Source organism: Pseudomonas sp. YY-1, assembly GCF_002843095.1.
In the GTDB taxonomy this organism is placed as follows: Bacteria; Pseudomonadota; Gammaproteobacteria; order Pseudomonadales; family Pseudomonadaceae; genus Aquipseudomonas; species Aquipseudomonas sediminis_A.
Genome location: NZ_PJLX01000010.1, coordinates 51,710 through 63,890, shown reverse-complemented (window position 1 = coordinate 63,890; position 12,181 = coordinate 51,710). Strand labels below are relative to the sequence as shown.

12 protein-coding genes are annotated in these 12,181 nt (G+C 62.5%); 6 read left to right on the top strand and 6 right to left on the bottom strand.

Annotated features, from left to right (window positions below; genetic code table 11):
- The first annotated feature begins 1 nt into the window (after position 1).
- Positions 2-193: a YnbE family lipoprotein gene (locus tag CXP40_RS15125; RefSeq protein WP_099525739.1), complete on the top strand. Its 192-nt coding sequence runs from the start codon at positions 2-4 to the stop codon at positions 191-193.
- Between the two features lie 41 nt (positions 194-234).
- The gene (locus CXP40_RS15120; RefSeq protein ID WP_106734423.1) at positions 235-573 is read left to right on the top strand and encodes a YdbL family protein; all 339 of its coding nucleotides are present in this window, start codon (positions 235-237) and stop codon (positions 571-573) included.
- 63 nt (positions 574-636) lie between these two features.
- Here CXP40_RS15120 and grxD read toward each other — a convergent pair whose 3' ends face one another.
- Together grxD and CXP40_RS15110 are read right to left on the bottom strand one after the other, a co-directional pair.
- On the bottom strand, positions 637-963 hold the full coding sequence (gene grxD / locus CXP40_RS15115) for a Grx4 family monothiol glutaredoxin (RefSeq protein WP_037003146.1): 327 nt from the start codon (positions 961-963) through the stop codon (positions 637-639).
- 129 nt (positions 964-1,092) lie between these two features.
- Entirely contained in the window at positions 1,093-3,201 is a 2,109-nt protein-coding gene (locus CXP40_RS15110; RefSeq protein ID WP_106734422.1) for a molybdopterin oxidoreductase family protein, read from the bottom strand.
- Positions 3,202-3,582: 381 nt separating this feature from the next.
- Here CXP40_RS15110 and argF point away from each other — a divergent pair, with 381 nt between their 5' ends.
- Together argF and CXP40_RS15100 are read left to right on the top strand one after the other, a co-directional pair.
- The gene (argF, locus tag CXP40_RS15105; RefSeq protein ID WP_106734421.1) at positions 3,583-4,503 is read left to right on the top strand and encodes an ornithine carbamoyltransferase; all 921 of its coding nucleotides are present in this window, start codon (positions 3,583-3,585) and stop codon (positions 4,501-4,503) included.
- Entirely contained in the window at positions 4,500-5,606 is a 1,107-nt protein-coding gene (locus CXP40_RS15100) for an ABC transporter ATP-binding protein (protein ID WP_106734420.1), read from the top strand. Before argF ends, CXP40_RS15100 begins: the two co-directional genes overlap by 4 nt.
- Here the strand turns inward: CXP40_RS15100 and CXP40_RS15095 are convergent, their stop codons facing one another.
- The 4 genes from CXP40_RS15095 to ybaK all read right to left on the bottom strand — a co-directional run bounded on the left by CXP40_RS15095 (position 5,607) and on the right by ybaK (position 9,316).
- The gene (locus CXP40_RS15095) at positions 5,607-6,413 is read right to left on the bottom strand and encodes a PhzF family phenazine biosynthesis protein (protein ID WP_106734419.1); all 807 of its coding nucleotides are present in this window, start codon (positions 6,411-6,413) and stop codon (positions 5,607-5,609) included.
- Between the two features lie 97 nt (positions 6,414-6,510).
- The gene (locus CXP40_RS15090) at positions 6,511-7,284 is read right to left on the bottom strand and encodes an ABC transporter substrate-binding protein (RefSeq protein ID WP_106734418.1); all 774 of its coding nucleotides are present in this window, start codon (positions 7,282-7,284) and stop codon (positions 6,511-6,513) included.
- Positions 7,281-8,768, bottom strand: coding sequence for a glycerol kinase GlpK (gene glpK / locus CXP40_RS15085; protein WP_106734417.1), 1,488 nt, complete (start codon positions 8,766-8,768; stop codon positions 7,281-7,283). Before glpK ends, CXP40_RS15090 begins: the two co-directional genes overlap by 4 nt.
- Before the next feature lie 77 nt (positions 8,769-8,845).
- Positions 8,846-9,316 (bottom strand): Cys-tRNA(Pro) deacylase, encoded by a 471-nt coding sequence (gene ybaK / locus CXP40_RS15080; RefSeq protein WP_104728835.1) that lies wholly within the window; start codon positions 9,314-9,316, stop codon positions 8,846-8,848.
- A gap of 98 nt (positions 9,317-9,414) precedes the next feature.
- On the opposite strand from ybaK, the gene CXP40_RS15075 reads away from it, so the two are divergent.
- Together CXP40_RS15075 and glpD are read left to right on the top strand one after the other, a co-directional pair.
- Complete coding sequence (locus tag CXP40_RS15075) at positions 9,415-10,173, top strand: DeoR/GlpR family DNA-binding transcription regulator (protein WP_106734416.1); 759 nt, start codon at positions 9,415-9,417, stop codon at positions 10,171-10,173.
- 211 nt (positions 10,174-10,384) lie between these two features.
- Positions 10,385-11,914 carry a glycerol-3-phosphate dehydrogenase gene (gene glpD, locus CXP40_RS15070; protein ID WP_106734415.1) on the top strand — a complete coding sequence of 510 codons (1,530 nt, stop codon included), beginning with the start codon at positions 10,385-10,387 and terminating at the stop codon, positions 11,912-11,914.
- Positions 11,915-12,181 lie beyond the last annotated feature (267 nt).

The window sequence follows — 12,181 nt, the reverse complement described above, 5'->3', positions numbered from 1 at the left end:
CATGCGCACGTACCGCCTCCTCGCAGTCCTGAGCCTGGGGCTGCTGTGCCAGGCCTGTACCCCAACGGTACAACTGGCGATGCCGAACGAACCGATCAACATCAACCTGAACGTCAAGGTCGAGCACGAAATCTACATCAAGGTGGACAAGGCGCTGGACAGTGTATTTAGCGAAGGCAGCGGTCTGTTTTGAGCCCACTGTTTCGGCATGAACAGGTCCTACGGAGAGAGACGATGATTCGATACATTTCGACCCTGCTGCTGGCACTCACCCTCAGCCTGCCGGCCTACGCACTGAACCTCAACCAGGCCATGAGCGCCCTCGGCGATGCCAAAGCCAGTGGCCAGCTGGGCGAGCAACCCAATGGCTACCTTGGCGTGGTCAAAGCCGGCGGCCAGGCCGATGAAATCGCCCGGCTGATCAACCAGGCACGTCGTGCCGAATACCAGAAGGTGGCCAAGGACAACGGCATCAGCCTGAGCGACGTGGAGGCCATCGCCGGCAAGAAAGCGATCGAGCGCACGCCCAAGGGCCAGCTCATCCAACTGAACGGCCAGTGGCTGCAGAAATAGACAGCAGATGGCAGAAACCAAAGAACCCGCCTAGGCGGGTTCTTTGCATTGCACGACCAGTAATCAGGCGCCGGCTTTGCTCGTGGCATCCTTGATCAGGGTCTGCAGCTCGCCCTTCTCGTACATCTCGGTGAGGATGTCACTACCGCCGACCAGTTCACCGCCGACCCACAGCTGCGGGAAGGTCGGCCAGTTGGCGTACTTCGGCAGGTTGGCGCGGATTTCCGGGTTCTGCAGGATGTCGACGTAGGCGAACTTCTCGCCGCAGCCCATCACGACCTGAGCAGCACGGGCCGAGAAGCCACACTGCGGCGCGTTGGGCGAGCCTTTCATGTACAGCAGAACGGTGTTGTTGGCGATCTGCTCTTTGATGGTTTCGATGATATCCATGGGGCACCTCAGCATAGACTTCGCGACCCGACGGTCGCCACGGTGGCGCGATTGTAGCGAAAAACCGAGCGTAATGCTCGGCCTTGCCGTCGCCCAATAGCGTCGAGCCAACCCCGAATTTTATCCGGGCTACGCAGCCACCACCTCCACCGGCACCCCATTGAGCACGGCATTACCGGACAGCGCGTCGAGCTGGCGCTCGTCGGTCAGATCATTGGCGCTGGCACCCGGCTGGGCACGCGCAATGTCCATCTGCACGCCAGGGCGGGCATGCCCCCAGCCATGGGGCAGGCTGACCACGCCAGCCATCACCTCATCGCTGGCGGCCACCTCCACCTCGATGCTGCCAACTCGCGAGCGCACCCGTACCCGCTGGCCATCGGCCAAGCCACGACTGGCCAGGTCCGCCGGGTTCATCAACAATTGATGACGCGGCTTGCCCTTCACCAGGCGGTGATAGTTGTGCATCCACGAGTTATTGCTGCGCACGTGACGACGGCCGATCAGCAGCAGCTCATGAGCAGCCGGTTGTTGCTGCTCGGCGAAACGTGCCAGATCGGCCAGCAGCAGCTCAGGCGCGGCCTGCACCGCCTTGCTCGGCGTTTTCAGACGCGCTGCAAGGTTCGGCTGCAGCGGCCCCAGGTCGACCCCATGCGGATGCTCACGCAATGCAGCCAGACTGAGCTTGCGCTCACTGCGATCACCATAGGGGCCGAAACGTAGGCCCATGTCGATCATCTGCTCAGGCGCCATGGTCGGTTTCAGCTCAAGGCCATTGCGCGCCGCGAAGACCTTGGCCAGACCGACGAAGATTTCCCAGTCGTGCAAGGCACCGTCCGGCTTGGCCAGGATTGCCTCGTTGAAGCGGGTGACGTTGCGCACCGCGAACACATTGAAGGTGGTGTCGTAATGATCGTGCTCCAGCGGCGCGGTCGGCGGCAGAATCAGGTCGGCGTAACGGGTGGTCTCGTTGATGTAGAAATCCACCGAGAGCATGAAGTCCAGGCCGTCCAACGCCTGCTCCAGCTGGCGCCCATTGGGTGTCGACAGCACCGGATTGCCGGCCACCGTGACCAGGGCACGGATCTGCCCCTCGCCGGGGGTGAGCATCTCTTCGGCCAGCGCCGAAACCGGCAGCTCGCCACCGTATTCAGGCAGGCCGGATACCCGGCTCTGCCAGCGATTGAAATGCCCGCCCGAGGTGCTCGCTACCAGATCCACCGCCGGCGTGGTGCAGAGCACGCCGCCCGCGCGATCGAGGTTGCCGGTTACCAGATTGATGATCTGTACCAGCCATTGACACAGGGTGCCAAACGCCTGGGTGGAAACGCCCATGCGTCCGTAGCACACGGCCTTATCTGCAGCGGCGAAATCCCGCGCCAGTTGGCGGATGGTTTCTGCCGGCACGCCACAGCGCGCGCTCATGGCCTCGGCATCGAAACCGGCAATCGCCTCACGCACCTGCTCCAGTCCCTCCACCGGCAGATGGCTGTCACGGGTCAGGCCTTCCTCGAACAGGGTGTTGAGCAGCGCCAGCAACAGCGCGGCATCGCTGCCGGGGCGCACGAACAGGTGCTGGTCGGCGATGGCCGCGGTTTCGCTGCGACGCGGATCGACCACCACCAGCTTGCCGCCGCGCGCCTGGATGGCCTTCAGACGCTTTTCCACATCCGGCACGGTCATGATGCTGCCGTTGGAGGCCAGCGGGTTGCCGCCCAGGATCAGCATGAAGTCGGTGTGATCGATATCGGGAATCGGAATCAGCAGACCGTGGCCATACATCAGATGGCTGGTCAGGTGATGCGGTAGTTGATCGACCGAGGTGGCGGAAAAGCGATTGCGGGTTTTCAACTGACCGAGGAAATAGTTGCTGTGGGTCATCAGCCCATAGTTATGCACGCTGGGATTGCCCTGATACACGGCCACGGCATTTTGCCCATGGGCGGTCTGAATCGTGCTCAGGCGCTCAGCCACCAGCTCGAACGCCTCCTCCCAGCCGATGGCCTGCCACTGCTCGCCAATGCGGCGCATGGGCTGACGGATACGGTCGGGGTCGTTCTGGATATCCTGCAGCGCCACGGCCTTGGGGCAGATATGGCCACGGCTGAAGCTATCCTGGGCATCGCCCTTGATCGAGCGAATCTGCACGCTGCCATCAGGCTGCACTTCAGTTTCGATGGCAAGGCCGCAGATGGCTTCGCACAGATGACATGCACGGTAATGGAGGGACTTGGTCATGGCCTGGCCTCTTGTTCTGATCCGAGACGACCGGTCAGGTCGCAGGTCATGAACTATGAGCCGAGCGCAAGGGCGACGCCAGCAGCGTTCGCCTCATGAATCGACAGGCATCAAGCCTGCCGATTCAGCAGCGCCACCTATGAAGCCCTGGCACTGCCGCGGTCAATCTCACTGGCGCCAGCGCTTTGGCTAAAAAGGCTTGTAAAACATCATTCTGCGCGCCCGTAGGCGTTAACTTGCGCCGTCTCGTCATTTCCTTATAGGATCGCGCCTTCCCCTGTTTCGTCGCACCCTGCGGCCTCCTGCCGCAAGCTCTGCTGTTTTTGTCGGTTTTATCCCCGAACGCAAGCTTGCGAAATGTAGTGATAAAGGTAGTTAACGATGAGCGTCAGACACTTTCTCTCGATGATGGATTACACACCGGACGAACTGGTGGGACTGATCCGCCGAGGCATCGAGCTGAAGAATCTGCGCAACAGTGGCGTACTCTTCGAGCCGCTGAAGAATCGCGTGCTGGGCATGATCTTCGAGAAGGCCTCTACCCGCACCCGCCTGTCCTTCGAAGCCGGCATCATCCAGCTCGGCGGCCAGGCCATCTTCCTCTCGCCGCGCGACACTCAGCTGGGCCGTGGCGAGCCGATCGGCGATGCCGCCATCGTCATGTCGAGCATGCTCGATGCGGTGATGATCCGCACCTTCGCCCACAGCAACCTCACCGAGTTCGCCGCCAAGTCCAAGGTGCCGGTAATCAACGGCCTGTCCGATGACCTGCACCCCTGCCAGTTGCTCGCCGACATGCAGACCTTCCTCGAACACCGCGGCAGTATCGCCGGCAAGACGGTGGCCTGGATCGGCGACGGCAACAACATGTGCAACTCCTATATCGAAGCGGCGATGCAGTTCGATTTCCAGTTGAAGGTCGCCTGCCCTGCTGGCTATGAGCCGGACGCACGTTTCCTGGCCCAGGCCGGCGAGCGTGTGCAGGTGCTGCGTGACCCGCGCGAAGCGGTGGCCGGCGCGCACCTGGTCAGCACCGACGTGTGGGCCTCGATGGGCCAGGAAGACGAGGCCGAGCAGCGCATGGCGTTGTTCCGCCCCTATCAGGTCACCCGCGAGCTGCTCGACGCCGCCGCCGAAGACGTGCTGTTCATGCATTGCCTGCCGGCGCACCGTGGCGAAGAAATCAGCTTCGACCTGCTCGACGACCCGCGCTCGGTTGCATGGGATCAAGCCGAGAACCGCCTGCACGCACAGAAGGCGCTGCTGGAGATGCTGGTCGAACCGGCGTACCACTACGCATGAGCCAGCCCCTGCTGCAGCTACGCGGGCTGAACTGCGGCTACCACGCCCACAAGGTGGTGCAGGATCTCGACCTGCACCTCAACCCGGGCGATATCGGTTGCCTGCTCGGCCCATCGGGTTGCGGCAAGACCACTACGCTGCGCGCCATCGCCGGTTTCGAGCCAGTGCTCGAAGGTGAGATCGAACTCGACGGCGAGGTGATCTCCCGCGCCGGCTTTACCCTGGCACCGGAGAAACGCCAGATCGGCATGGTGTTTCAGGACTATGCCCTGTTCCCCCACCTGAGCGTGGCGGAGAACGTCGCCTTTGGCATTCGTAAGCAGGCCAATGCCGAGCGCATCACCCAGGAGCTGCTGGAGCTGGTCAAGCTCGGGCACCTGGCAAAACGTTACCCACACGAACTTTCCGGCGGCCAACAACAACGTGTGGCCCTGGCCCGCGCCCTAGCACCGGAGCCGAAGCTGCTACTGCTCGACGAGCCCTTCTCCAATCTCGATGGCGAACTGCGTCGTCGCTTGAGCCATGAAGTGCGCGAGATACTCAAGACGCGCGGCACCAGCGCCATCCTGGTGACCCACGATCAGGAAGAAGCCTTCGCTGTCAGCGATCACGTCGGCGTGTTCAAGGATGGCCGTCTGGAGCAGTGGGATACGCCGTTCAACCTCTACCACGAGCCGCTGACACCTTTCGTCGCCAGCTTCATTGGCCAGGGTTACTTCATCCGCGGCCAGTTGCTCAGCCCGGAAACGGTGCAGACCGAACTCGGTATTATCCGCGGCAACCGTGCCTATACCTGGGCGCAGGGCAGCGCGGTGGACGTATTACTGCGCCCGGACGACATCGTTCCGGACGAAAGCAGCGAACTGAAGGCGCGTATCGTCGGCAAGACCTTCCTCGGCGCGGCCACGCTCTATCGCCTGCAACTACCGACCGGCAGCCAGCTGGAATCGATCTTCCCCAGTCATGCCGATCACCAGCCGGGCGACGAAGTAGGTATCCGCATCGCCGCCGACCACCTGGTGGCCTTCCCGGCCCTTGGCAGCGTCGCCGCGCAATTGCAGCTGAGCGAATCAGCTGGCGTGCGCCGAGTCAGCAGCAACTGATCAGAGCATCAGCTGGCCACTGGCGATATGCCGCGCGTGGCCAGCGATCTTCACCCGCTCACCCTCCAGACGACAAAGCAGCTCGCCGCCACGCGCCGAACACTGGAAAGCGCTGAGCGTATTGCGGCCCAGGCGCTCGACCCAATAGGGCATCAGGATGCAGTGGGTCGAACCGGTGACCGGGTCTTCATCGATACCGATACTGGGCGCGAAGTAGCGCGAAACGAAGTCATGTTGGGCCCCGGCAGCCGTGACCAGCACGCCAAGCCCAGGCAAGGTGGCCAGCGCGAGCAGGTTCGGCTTCAGCTTGCGGAGCTCGGCCTCGGAATCCAGCACCACCATCAGTTCCTGCACGCTGCCATCGGCATTACCCAGCGCCAGTACCTGCTCCACCTGACGCTCCAGCGCACGCTCAGCCTGCTCGTGTAATTCCCGCGTCACCAACTCCGCGCGCCGCACCGGGAAATCCAATTGCAGACGTTCGCCCTGCCGGGTGACCTGCAGCACTCCGGACAGACAGGTGAAATCCAGCACCTCTGCCGGTTCCTGATAGATGTCGAATAGCACCTTGGCCGCCGCCAGGGTGGCATGCCCGCACAGCGGCACCTCGCTGACCGGGGTGAACCAGCGGATATGCCAGGCACTGCCCTCTTTCACCACGAATGCGGTCTCGGCCAGGTTGTGCTCGGCGGCGATGCGCTGCATCAGCGCATCGTCGAGCCAGGCACTCAGGCGATAGACCATGGCGGGATTGCCCGCGAACGGCTGATCGGTAAAGGCGTCGATCTGGTGAAATTCGAGAGGCATGAAGCATTCCTGGTCAGGATAGGGAGAACAGAGCATGCCGCGCTCAGCGCAGGCGAACCACGTACAGAGGGCCTGTATTTTCCCCGAACAGTGCGCCTCAGCGGATGCCGTAGCGCCGTAACAGTTCATCCATGCGCCCGTCCTCGCGAAAGCGCTGCAGCCCTTGTTCGAACAGTTCGGCATAGCGCGGGCTGTCAGCCAGACCCGGAGCGAACGCTAGATAGATGGGAATATCCGGCTGTCGGCAACCGACTTCAAGGATGTCGCCATGCAGGTAGCGCTCACTGAGCAGCGCCTGCATCACCCAGGCATTTTCCACCAGCGCATCGATGCGCCTATGGCGCAGCTTGCGCAGATTGCTGATCAGCGCATGATCACCGGTCATCAACTGCACCTGGGACGGGTCATGGTGATTGCGCAGATACAGGTCGAGTTCGGCGCCGTAGCTGTAGCCATTGATCGCGCCCAGGCGCACGCTTTGCAGAGAATTCAGCCCCTGGTAACGCCAAGCACCACCGCGGGAGGCGTAGAAGCACATGCGCGACACACCGGGCGCCGTGGGCGTGAAGATGAAGTCCGGTGCATCCTGCACCCCGGCGCCGATCAACGCATCCAGCTTGCCGCGCCGGGTATCGTGCACCGCGCGCGCCCAATTGATCACGCGGTACTCCACCTCAATGCCGGACTCGGCAAAGATCTGTTCGGCTAGCTCGACGAAGATGCCGCGCTTCTCCGCATCTGCCGCACAGTTGATTGGGCACCAGAGATCGCCAGCGATCACCAGCTTCTCAGCCCGCGCCAGGCCGCTGCACAGTATCAGCGACAACAACACGCCAGCGCCGATGCGGCCCAACAGAGCGGGGGTTCTCACGCTTCGCTGCGCACCCGCTTCACCGCATCCAGCCAACCAGCGTAAAGGCGTTCGCGATGTGCATTGTTCATCCGCGGCTCGAAACGCTGCTGACGATGCCAATGACTGGCGATGGCGTTCAGGTCCTGGTACAGGCCTAGCTTCAGACCTGCCAGATAGGCGACGCCTAGCGCAGTGGTCTCGGTGACTTCCGGGCGCTCGACGCTGACGCCGAGAATGTCGGCCAGAAACTGCATGACCCAGTTGTTCTCTACCATGCCACCGTCGACACGCAGCGCACTGGGCGCTGCCGCACCGTCCTGGCGCATGGCTTCGAGCAGGTCACGGGTCTGGTAGCACACCGACTGCAGGCCGGCGGTGACGATCTCCTTGATACCGGTATCGCGGGTCAGGCCGAAGATGGCACCGCGCGCCTTGGGGTCCCAATACGGCGCCCCCAGGCCGGTGAATGCCGGCACCAGGTAGACGCCGCAGGCTTCACCGGTGGCCTCGGCCAGCGCCTCGCTCTCGCGCGCATGGCTGATCAGCTTGATACCGTCACGCAGCCACTGCACCGCCGCGCCCGCGACGAAGATGCTGCCCTCCACCGCGTAGGTGACCTTGCCATCAAGGCGATAGCCGACCGTGGTCAGCAGACGGTTCTTCGAACTCACCGGCTGATCGCCGGTGTTCTGGATCATGAAACAGCCAGTACCGTAGGTGCTCTTGACCATCCCCGGCTCGAAGCAGGCCTGGCCGATCAGAGCCGCCTGTTGGTCACCGGCCATGCCCAGCACCGGAATACTGGCGCCGAGCAGCGAGCTGTCGGTGTGACCGAACTCGGCAGCGCAATCGAGCACCTCGGGCAGCAGGCTGGCGGGAATCTCGAACAGCTTGAGCAGCTCTTCGTCCCACTGCTGGGTATGAATGTTAAACATCAGCGTGCGCGAGGCATTGCTGGCGTCAGTGCGGTGCACCTTACCATCGGTCAGGCGCCACAGCAGGAAGCTGTCGACGGTGCCAAAGCGCAGTTCGCCGCGCTCGGCCCGCTCCGGCGCACCGGGTACGTTCTCCAGTATCCAGCGCAGCTTGGTGGCAGAGAAATACGGGTCGATCAGCAAGCCGGTCTTGGCCGAGACCGCCGCTTCGTGGCCGTGCTCCTTGAGCCCGGCGCAATAGTCGGCGGTGCGGCGGTCCTGCCAGACGATGGCCGGATGGATAGGCGTGCCACTGACGGCATCCCACACCAGGGTGGTTTCGCGCTGGTTGGTGATGCCGATGGCGGCAATCGCCTCGGGCTGCAGACCGCTACTGGCAATGGCATCGTGGCAAACCTTGAGCGTGGAGGACCATATTTCCTCACCGTCGTGCTCGACCCAGCCATCCTGAGGGAAGTACTGCTTGAATTCCTGCTGAGCACGCGCAACCGGCAGCCCCTGATCATTGAAGATGATGGCGCGGGAGCTGGTAGTGCCCTGATCGATGGCTAACAGGTATTGGGTCATGCAAGATTCCTTGTTGTTATCAGTAGCAGGCTGTTGACCGCAGAGTGACTTATTTTGCTGGCAGCATACTGCTCGCTTCAGGCTTTGCCGATAGCGGCGAACTGCCCCTGAGTGTGCTGCGCCAGGGTCTCGGCCGAAAGCTCCAGCTCTAGCCCTCGCCGGCCACCACTGACGTGAATGGTGGGATGCTGGCGTGCGCTCTCGTCGATGAAGGTACGCAGGCGCTTCTTCTGCCCCAGCGGGCTGATGCCGCCAACCAGATAACCAGTGGCGCGCTGTGCGGCTGCCGGGTCGGCCATGTCCGCTTTCTTCGCCCCCGCAGCTGCTGCCAGCGCCTTGAGATCGAGGCTGCCCGCCACCGGCACGACCGCCACCAGCAGCTCGCCCTTCTCGGTCGCTGCGAGCAGGGTCTTGTACACGCACTCGGGTGCCAGCCCCAGCTTCTCGGCCGCCTCTAGCCCGTAGGACGGCGCCTTGGGATCGTGCTGGTAGCTGTGCACGCGGTGTTCGGCCTTGGCCTTTTTCAACAGATCGATTGCGGGAGTCATGTTCGAATGTGAAAACGCGATAAAAGATGCCTTACAGTAACAGGCCCAAATCCACCACCGCCACACCCTATAATGAGTGACCATCACAGGAAGCGCTCATGAACCTCGCTCCGCGCCAGCACGACATTCTCAACCTCGCCCGTGAACGCGGCTACGTCAGCATCGACGAACTGGCCCAGGCGTTCGCCGTGACCCCGCAGACCATTCGCCGCGACATCAACCAGCTGGCCGAGCACGGCCTGCTGCGCCGTACCCATGGCGGCGCGGCCTGCGAATCGTCAAGCATTCAGAACACCGCCTACGGCATGCGCGCGGGGCAGATGCGCGAGGAGAAACAGCGCATCGCCGAGGCGGTAGCCGCGCAGATCCCCGACCACGCCTCGCTGTTCATCAACATCGGCACCACCACCGAAGCCATCGCCCGCGAGCTGCAGAACCACAAGGGTCTGAAGATCATCACCAACAACCTGCACGTCGCCGCCCAGCTCAGCGCCAAGGCCGACTTCGAGGTGCTGGTGGCCGGCGGCACGGTGCGCGGCGACGGCGGTATCGTCGGCCAGGCCGCAGTGGATTTCATCCAGCAATTCAAGGTCGATTACGCCATCGTCGGCATCAGCGGTATCGACGACGACGGCAGTCTGCTCGACTTCGACTACCAGGAAGTACGGGTTTCCCAGGCGATCATCGACAACGCCAGACAGGTCTTCCTCGCCGCCGACTCCAGCAAGTTCGGCCGCAACGCCGTGGTACGCCTGGGCTCCATCGCCCTGGTCGACCGCGTCTTCACCGATAGCGCACCGTCGGCTGCCATCACCCGCCTGCTGCACAGCCACAAGGTTCAGCTCGACCTGGTTTGACTGGCCTCTCAACGGCTATCGCGTAGGGCGGGTGCAACCCGCCGGCGACGTATCGGCGGATTACACCCGCTCTACAACTACAGCAAACCCCATCCCTCAGTACCGCTCGGCGCGCAATCGCGTGCCGGGGTAGCGAAGCTGGGCATCTTCGTCTAGCATATTTTCGAAAGTGAACATAAATACATTCGAATCCAATAGCCGAGCGTGCCACATGCCCCACGACCAGTTCGCCAGCCCCGTTGCGGAAGTCTATGACCTCGCCGTCGTTGGCGGCGGCATCAATGGCGTGGGCATCGCAGCCGATGCAGCCGGTCGCGGCCTGTCCGTGTTCCTTTGCGAAAAGGACGACCTGGCCAGCCACACCTCCTCGGCCAGCAGCAAGTTGATCCACGGCGGCCTGCGCTATCTGGAACATCATGAGTTTCGCCTGGTGCGTGAGGCCCTGGCCGAGCGCGAAGTGCTGCTGGCCAAGGCGCCGCATATCGTCAAGCCGATGCGCTTCGTTCTGCCGCACCGCCCGCACTTGCGTCCGGCCTGGATGATTCGCGCCGGCCTGTTCCTCTACGATCACCTGGGCAAGCGTGAGCGCCTGCCGGCTTCGCGCGGCCTACGCTTCGGCGCTGGTAGCCCGTTGAAGGCGGAAATCAGCCGCGGCTTCGAATATTCCGATTGCTGGGTAGACGATGCCCGCTTGGTGGTGCTCAACGCCATGGCCGCACGGGAAAACGGCGCGCACATTCACCCCCGTACCCGTTGCGTCAGCGCCCGACGTAGCAAGGGGTTGTGGCATATCCACCTGGAACGCAGCGACGGCAGCCTGCTGTCCATCCGTGCGCGGGCGCTGGTCAATGCCGCCGGCCCCTGGGTCGCGCGCTTCATTCGTGACGACCTCAAGCAACAATCGCCGTATGGCATTCGTCTTATCCAGGGCAGCCATATTGTCGTGCCACGGCTGTATGACGGCGAGCAGGCCTACATCCTACAAAACGAAGACCGCCGCATCGTCTTCGCCATCCCTTATCTGGAACGTTTCACCCTGATCGGCACCACCGACCGTGAATACCAGGGCGACCCTGCTCAGGTCACGATCACCGCCGAGGAAACCGACTATCTGCTCAAAGTGGTCAATGACCATTTCAAACAGCAGCTCAGCCGCGACGATGTGCTGCACAGCTTCGCAGGCGTACGGCCGCTGTGCGACGACGAATCCGATGAGCCGTCGGCCATTACCCGTGACTACACCCTGTCGCTCTCCGGTGCTCCGGGTGAAGCGCCTCTGCTGTCGGTCTTCGGCGGCAAGCTGACCACCTACCGCAAGCTGGCAGAGTCCGCCATGCAACAGCTGGCGCCGCACTTCACGAAACTGGGCCCGAGCTGGACAGCCAGTGCCCCGTTGCCAGGCGGCGAAGATCTGCAAAGCCAGAGCGCCCTGGTTGAAGCACTCTGCGAACGCCACGGCTGGTTGCCCAGCAGCCTGGCCAGACGCTGGGCAACCAGTTATGGCAGCCGCACCTGGCGTCTGCTCGACGGCGTGCACAATCTCACCGACCTTGGCGAACACCTGGGTGCCGGGCTCTACACCCGCGAAGTGGACTACCTGCGCCGCGAAGAGTGGGCGCGCAGCAGCGCCGATATCCTCTGGCGGCGCAGCAAGCTGGGCCTGTTCATGACCCCGGCGCAGCAGACACGTCTGCAGGACTACCTGAATAGCCGCGATCCGCATTCGGCTCACGCCGCCTGAATTCTGCGTGCCCCATGCCCCGCTTTGCGGGGCTTTTTTATGGGCGCGAAAAAATAAAATACCGGCGGTAGTTGCCCGATGGCGTCATGCCTGAACTTTCAGCAACTTATTTATTGCGTCAATTCAATAACTTGGCGCCATGATGCGGAATAAAAACATTCTTATTCGGTTTTATTTTTACTTATGTTTCAAACACTTAGGTTTGACATAAAGAAGAACGAGGCCGAAAATTCAAGGCTATCACTGTCATTGAAACTGCAGGAGCGG

What these genes read in the sequence shown, in the direction of transcription:
- CXP40_RS15125 (WP_099525739.1), top strand. Translation starts at nt 2, where the DNA reads ATGCGCACGTACCGCCTCCTCGCAGTCCTGAGCCTGGGGCTGCTGTGC.
- CXP40_RS15120 (WP_106734423.1), top strand. Translation starts at nt 235, where the DNA reads ATGATTCGATACATTTCGACCCTGCTGCTGGCACTCACCCTCAGCCTG.
- grxD (WP_037003146.1), bottom strand. Translation starts at nt 963, where the DNA reads ATGGATATCATCGAAACCATCAAAGAGCAGATCGCCAACAACACCGTT.
- CXP40_RS15110 (WP_106734422.1), bottom strand. Translation starts at nt 3,201, where the DNA reads ATGACCAAGTCCCTCCATTACCGTGCATGTCATCTGTGCGAAGCCATC.
- argF (WP_106734421.1), top strand. Translation starts at nt 3,583, where the DNA reads ATGAGCGTCAGACACTTTCTCTCGATGATGGATTACACACCGGACGAA.
- CXP40_RS15100 (WP_106734420.1), top strand. Translation starts at nt 4,500, where the DNA reads ATGAGCCAGCCCCTGCTGCAGCTACGCGGGCTGAACTGCGGCTACCAC.
- CXP40_RS15095 (WP_106734419.1), bottom strand. Translation starts at nt 6,413, where the DNA reads ATGCCTCTCGAATTTCACCAGATCGACGCCTTTACCGATCAGCCGTTC.
- glpK (WP_106734417.1), bottom strand. Translation starts at nt 8,768, where the DNA reads ATGACCCAATACCTGTTAGCCATCGATCAGGGCACTACCAGCTCCCGC.
- ybaK (WP_104728835.1), bottom strand. Translation starts at nt 9,316, where the DNA reads ATGACTCCCGCAATCGATCTGTTGAAAAAGGCCAAGGCCGAACACCGC.
- CXP40_RS15075 (WP_106734416.1), top strand. Translation starts at nt 9,415, where the DNA reads ATGAACCTCGCTCCGCGCCAGCACGACATTCTCAACCTCGCCCGTGAA.
- glpD (WP_106734415.1), top strand. Translation starts at nt 10,385, where the DNA reads ATGCCCCACGACCAGTTCGCCAGCCCCGTTGCGGAAGTCTATGACCTC.